Raw genomic sequence first — 6,111 nt, 5'->3', positions numbered from 1 at the left:
GGGCCAGGCGTCGAAGGCGCCGGACGGGGCGGGCAGGTTGTATTTGCTCAGGCCCGCCGAAACGATCCGCTGCCGCAACCGAGCGGCGCGGGCCAGCAGGGCGGGGGAGAAGCCGCCCTGTTCGATCAGGGCCTCCAGCCGCGAAGGCCGGGTGGCGTCGTAGTAGACGCCCAGATCGTCCAGGGTCACGGACAGGGCGCCGACGAAGTCCGAGCCCAGGCCGCGCGAGCGGATGAAGCCGTCCTCCATACGCAGGATCGGACCGGCGAAGCTGTCGGTCGCTTGCTCGAAATCCGCGCCGGTGCGGGAGGCCCAGCAGACGATGCGGCCGCCTTCCGCCTCGGCGGCGGTTCGGGCTCGGGCGGCGGAGGCGAAATAGCGCACCGGCCCCCTGGGTGAGTTCAGCAGGCGGCGCACGGGCGGGCGCTTGGCCGGGGCGAAGGCGACGCAGGCGTTCAGACCCGCCAGCCGGTCGGCGCGGTCGCGCAGGGCGATGAGGCGCTCCAGCGCCTGTTCGGCCTCGCAGGCGCGGCCGGTGACCGGGTCCACATAGCGGGCGTAGCGGATCAGGGCGGCGGCGGCGATGCTCTCGATGTCGCGCAACTGGCCCCGACGGCCGGTGTCCACGGCGTCCGTGGTCAGGCCCCAGCCGGAATAGAAGGGCGCGCCGAAGCAGCGGACGGGCAGGCCGCGCAGCAGCGCCTCCCATCCCAGCCCGCTGGTGACCGTATAGACCGCGTCCACATTGGCCAGAAGGTCGGCAGGCCGGATGTCGGTGTCGATCAGGGTGACGTCGCCCAGCCGCTCGGCGGGGATGCAGCCCTGTTTGCGGCCCGCGGCCACGGCGGGGTGACGCTTGACGATGAGCTGGGCGCCGGGCTCGTCGCGGCGGGCGGCGTCCAGCATGTGGATGAAGGATTGGGCGTTGGCCAGGCCGAAGCCGATGGAGGCGTCGCCGTGGGTCTGGTCCACGATCAGGATGCGGCGTCCGGGCTTCAGCAGGCCGGCGTCCAGCGGCCCGCCCATGTTGGTCTTGGAGACGCCGCTGTCGACGATGCGGTCGATCAGGGCGCGGGCGCGAATCCGCAGGTCCGGCGACATCCAGCCGGGCGCCCCGGCGATCAGCTGCTCCAGCCGCGAGGGGCGGGTGGCGTCGTAATAGATTCCCAGATCATCAGCCACGACGCTCAGCGACGTGGCCCCGGCCTCGCCCAGACCCACGGAGCGGAGCAGGCCGTCTTCCAGCGCCACATAGGGGACGCCGTGCTTTTCAGCCCAGCGGCGGCCGTGGGCGGCGGTGGGCTTCATACCCCAGCCCAGCACGGCCTCAACGTCTCGCCCCGGCAGGGCGCGCAGGTCGTACTCGGGCAGGAAGGCCGCCAGATTGGGCAGGCGCCGCACGCCGGGCGCGCAGACCCAGGCGGGCGTGCGCGCGCTCACTGGACCTGGGCCCGGTCCCAGCCCCCGGCGAAAGCCAGGGCCATGCGGATGGCCGTGGCCTCCTGCATGGCCGGATTATGGTAGCTGCCGTTGATCTGGGTGCGGTGAAGGACGTGTTCGCGGAAACGGACATAAAGGTCGTGGTCGGGCGGCGCAGGCGACCGCCAGAAGTCGGACAGCGGCTTCTGATCCGTCAGGCCCGCGAAATCAAAGAACGCCTGGCCCAGAACCTTGACCGGCGTGCCGAAGCCCACAGCCGACAGGGCGGCGGTGGAGTTGTTGACGATCATGCCCCGCGAGGCGCGGCAGAGTTCGGCGAGATTGCCGCCGTCGATGAAGTCGACACGGCCCTCGGCGTCATGCCGCCGGGCAAGGCGGCGGACCACCGCACCGTAATTCACCAGCCCGGGGTCCAGCGGATGGTTCTTGACCACCAGGCGCGTATCCTTCGGGGCGGCGCGGGCGAAATCCTCAATCACCCGTTCCAGAAAGGCGGTGTTGGTGGCGTAGTCGGAGTAGCGCAGAAGGGTCGTGTCGCCCTCGCGCTGGAGGCAGGCGATGAAGAACGGTCCGCGGCCGGCGATCACCCCGGTGTCGGTCGCCAGCGGAGACGCGAGGCGCAGCTTCAGATACCGCCAAGCGTGGCCCGCCGCCTGGACGATGGCGTGGCGGCTGTAGGGACGAACATAGCGGGGGTAAAAGAGGCGGCCGGCGACCTGAACCGTATGGTACAGCGCCAGGTTCCAGACATGGTGCGGCAGGATGGCGCCCGCCGGCTGAAAGGGCGGCTCCCGCGGGGCGGGGGCGGGATAGCCGTCGGCCGAACGGGGCAGGGTCGAGCGGGCGTTGACGCCGTTCCGCTCCATGGTCACCCAGTGGGGGCGGAAATAGCCGTTCTCGATGACCCAGACGGACGCCTTGAGGCGGTCCGCCTGTTCGATCACGGTCTGGTTGTAAATGCCCGCCTCGCCGAACAGGATGAGGTCGGTGTAGGTCTCGGCCAGACCCGCCAGGGCGTGGGGCCAGGCGTCGCCGCCACGCCGGAATTTGACGGCGTTCCTGCCGCCCCAGTCCAGTCGGTCGCCGGCATTGAAGATCATGCGGCTGACCGCGGCCCCGTTCGCGCGCAGCACGCCGGCCAACTTGCGCGAGTAGGAGCCGAAGGGCGCAGAGATGATCAGGAACCGCCGTCCGGCCAAGCCCGGAATGGCGTCAGACGGCGCGTCGCTGGCGTCCGGATCGGCTCCGGCGGACGGTGATGGCGAAGCGACTGACAATGAAATCTGGAGCCTGATGATAACGAGTCCGTGAACTCTTAGAGTGTTCCGGCGAGATCGCGCAAGGCGAGCGTGTCACGGGCGCGGGACAGATGAAGCCGCTCCACCATGGCGCCGGCTACGCGAAGGACGCCCCGGCCGCGGTTTTCCCGGTCGTCAAAGGCCTCGACCACGGCCTCGGCCCAGGCGATTTCCTCGGCGGAGGGAGAGAAGGCGGCGTTGGCGGGGGCGATCTGGCGGGGGTGAATCAGGCTCTTGCCTTCGAAACCGTAGAGGCGGCCCTGACGACATTCGGCCTCGAACCCGGCCTCGTCGTCCAGGGCGTTGAAGACCCCGTCGATGGGGGCGAGGCCGTGGGCGCGGGCGGCGGCGACGGTGAGGCTCATGGCCGTCTTCAGGGGCTCGCGGTCGGGCGCGGGGGCGCAGCGCAGCATGGCGGCCAGATCATTGACCCCCAGCATCAGGGCGCCGAGGCGGGGCGTGGCGGCGATGGCGTCCAGATGGAATAGCGCCCGGGGCGTCTCGATCATGGCCCACAGGGCGGCGCCGTCCGGCAGGCGCGCGGTGAAGGCGGCGGCGTGATCGGCGGTGGAGACCTTGGGCGCGACGATGAAGGCCGGCGCTGCGCCGCCAAGGGCAGCCAGGTCGTCATCGCCCCAGTCGGTGTCGAGACCGTTGACGCGCACCCCCACCTCGCGGGCCTGAAACCCGCCCTGGCGCAGGGCTGCGACGGCGGCGCTGCGGGCGGCGGCCTTGTCGTCCGGGCCGACCGCGTCCTCCAGATCCAGCACCACCACGTCGCAGGGCAGGGTGCGGGCCTTTTCGACCGCGCGGGGGTTGGAGGCGGGCAGGTAGAGGACGCTGCGGCGGGGCGTCATGGCTCAGACCCGGCCGGTGACGGGGATCAGGGCCCCGGTGACGGCCCGCGCCGCAGGGGAGGCCAGGAACAGCATGACGGCGGCCAGATCGGCGGGCCTGACCCACTTGTGGGCGTTCTCCTCGCCCATGTCGGCGCGGTTGGCGGGGGTGTCGATGATGGAGGGCAGGACCGCATTGACGGTGACGGACGTGTCCTTGATCTCCTCGGCCAGGGACTCGGTCAGGCGGTGCACGCCCGCCTTGGAGGCGGCGTAGGCGCCCATGCCCGCGACGGCCTTCTGCGCGCCCGCAGCGCCCACATTGACGATGCGGCCCTCGGTCGCCGCCTTCAGCCACGGCAGGGCGGCGCGGCTGGCGTTCAGGGCGGTGGTGACGTTCAGGGCGTGCATGCGGCCCCAGGCGGCGGGGTCGCCGTCCTCAAGCGTCTGCCAGACGAAGCCGCCCGCGATGTTGAGCAGGGCGTCGATGCGGCCGAGCTGATCGGCGATGGCCTGCATGGCCTGCATGGCCTGACCCGGTTCGGTGAGGTCGACGCCGGACAGCGTCATGTCGGCGCCCTGGGTCTCCTGACGGGCATGGTCGATGACCGCGACGGTCCAGCCCGCCTCGCCCGCCGCCTTGGCGACCGCGGAACCGAGAGCGCCGTGGCCTCCGGTGATGACGATGACGGGTCGGGACATGGGTGGCTCCTTCAAGGCTGGGCGGGACCATAGGGCGTGGGGTCGGGAGGCTCCACCGCCGGGTGGGAGGCTTTCAGAGCCTGGTCGGCAAAAAAACAGGGTGCGAATAGTGCGAATAGTCCGAAATCGGCGACCGGTGGACGGATATTCGGACTCCGGAACGGGCGAAAAAACAGGGTGCGAATAGTGCGAATTGTCCGAAATCGCCTCCGCCGGTCGTGTCCGTGGAGGCCATTGTACACCGCTCTCAGACAGCGGGATTAAATAGGTCCTCCGACCCAGCGCGCCAGCACCGCCTGGCCGTTTTCGCCCGCTTTTGCAGGGGGGCCCTGAACGGCCCCCGGCGTGCGGGAGAAGCGCGGGGCGGGGGCGGGCTGGGTGACACCGAAGGCCTCGGTGAAGGTCTCCCGGGCGGCCAGATGCGGATGGGCGGGCGCCTCGTCCAGCGACAGGACGGGGGCGAAACAGGCGTCGGTCCCCTCCAGCAGGGCGGTCCAGTGGTCGCGGGGCCGGGTGATGAAGACAGCGGCCAGTTCGGCGGCCTGCTGGTCCGTGTGGCCGGCGGGCTGGGGCGGCAGGCCCAGACGGGTGCGAAGCTCCAGATAGAAGGCGGGCTCCAGCGGCCCGACCGAGACATGGCGGCCGTCGGCGCAGGCGTAGGTGCGGTAGAACGGCATGGCGCCGTTCAGCAGGCCCTCGCCGCGCTTCATGCTGGTGAGGCCGTCATGGGTCAGCCAGCTGAACACCCCCATCAGGGAGACGGTCCCGTCCACCACCGCCGCGTCGATGACCTGACCCTCGCCCGAGGTCTGGCGTTCGTGGAGGGCGGCGAGGATTCCCATGGCCAGATACAGGGCGCCGCCGCCGTAGTCGCCCACCAGATTGAGGGGCGGAACCGGATCGCCGCCCTTCGGCCCGATGGCGTCCAGGGCGCCGGTGACGGCGATGTAGTTGATGTCGTGGCCCGCCGCCTGGGCCAGCGGCCCGGTCTGGCCCCAGCCGGTCATGCGGCCATAGATCAGGCGCGCATTGGCGGCCAGGGCGTCATCGGGGCCCAGACCCAGCCGCTCCATGACGCCGGGGCGGAAGCCCTCGATCAGCACGTCGGCGGCGGCGATGGCCTGCAGGGCGGTTTCGCGGTCGGCTCCCGACTTGAGATCCAGCGCCAGCGAACCCGCCCGGCCGCGCGCGGTGACATCATGGGGGGCCGCGCCGCCATTGGGGCGGTCGATGCGCAGCACCTCGGCGCCCAGGTCCGACAGCAGGGTGGCGCAGAAGGGCGCCGGGCCGATGCCGGCGAACTCCACGACGCGCAATCCGTTCAACGGACCCTGACCCATGCGATTCCTCCCGTTTCGTTTCGCTACGGATAGCGCAGGTTGCGCCCTGCGTCGCGGGATGCGAGATCGCCTGCAGCATACGGAGACCCCCATGGCCCAGACTCTCGCCGCCTTTCTCGAAGCCCAGTCCGCCCCCGAAAGCCTGAAGGGGCTGATCGCCGGGATCGCGGACGGCTGCGTGCGCATCAGCCATGCGGTGCGTCAGGGCGCGACGGCGGACATGCTGGGCACGGCGGGCGACACCAATGTGCAGGGCGAGGTGCAGAAGACCCTCGACCTGGCCGCCGACGACATCATGATCGCGGCGTGCCGCGCCGCGCCGGGCGTGGTTGCAATGGCCTCCGAAGAGCAGGACGGCATCGTGCCGGTGGCGCAGGTGGGGCCGAACGAGGGCTGGCTGGTGCTGTTCGATCCGCTGGACGGGTCCAGCAACATCGAGGTGAACGTGTCCATCGGCACCATCTTCTCGGTGCTGCCCGCGCCCCTCGTGGAGAC

Annotated in this window: 5 protein-coding genes and 1 pseudogene; 1 reads left to right on the top strand and 5 read right to left on the bottom strand. The window is 70.8% G+C overall.

What is annotated here, in order from left to right; genetic code table 11:
- The 5 genes from C0461_RS12910 to C0461_RS12890 all read right to left on the bottom strand — a co-directional run.
- The coding region (locus tag C0461_RS12910; protein ID WP_292107581.1) for a capsular polysaccharide biosynthesis protein at nucleotides 1–1,440 on the bottom strand (1,440 nt) is incomplete at its 3' end.
- Nucleotides 1,437–2,717, bottom strand: a complete 1,281-nt coding sequence (locus C0461_RS12905) for a capsular biosynthesis protein (protein ID WP_292107580.1) — start codon at nucleotides 2,715–2,717, stop codon at nucleotides 1,437–1,439. The genes C0461_RS12905 and C0461_RS12910, both read right to left, overlap by 4 nt.
- Before the next feature lie 38 nt (nucleotides 2,718–2,755).
- Complete coding sequence (locus C0461_RS12900; protein WP_292107579.1) at nucleotides 2,756–3,595, bottom strand: CoA ester lyase; 840 nt, start codon at nucleotides 3,593–3,595, stop codon at nucleotides 2,756–2,758.
- Nucleotides 3,596–3,598: 3 nt separating this feature from the next.
- Entirely contained in the window at nucleotides 3,599–4,276 is a 678-nt protein-coding gene (locus C0461_RS12895) for an SDR family NAD(P)-dependent oxidoreductase (RefSeq protein ID WP_292107578.1), read from the bottom strand.
- A gap of 260 nt (nucleotides 4,277–4,536) precedes the next feature.
- Nucleotides 4,537–5,616, bottom strand: coding sequence for a CaiB/BaiF CoA-transferase family protein (locus tag C0461_RS12890; protein ID WP_292107576.1), 1,080 nt, complete (start codon nucleotides 5,614–5,616; stop codon nucleotides 4,537–4,539).
- Between the two features lie 91 nt (nucleotides 5,617–5,707).
- On the opposite strand from C0461_RS12890, the pseudogene C0461_RS12885 reads away from it, so the two are divergent.
- Nucleotides 5,708–6,111: pseudogene (locus tag C0461_RS12885) on the top strand (fructose-bisphosphatase class I); the annotation flags it as partial.

It is taken from the genome of Brevundimonas sp. (assembly GCF_013823285.1).
Classification (GTDB): domain Bacteria; phylum Pseudomonadota; class Alphaproteobacteria; order Caulobacterales; family Caulobacteraceae; genus Brevundimonas.
Note: the sequence above shows the minus strand (reverse complement) of the source record. Positions and strands in the feature narration are given on the sequence as shown.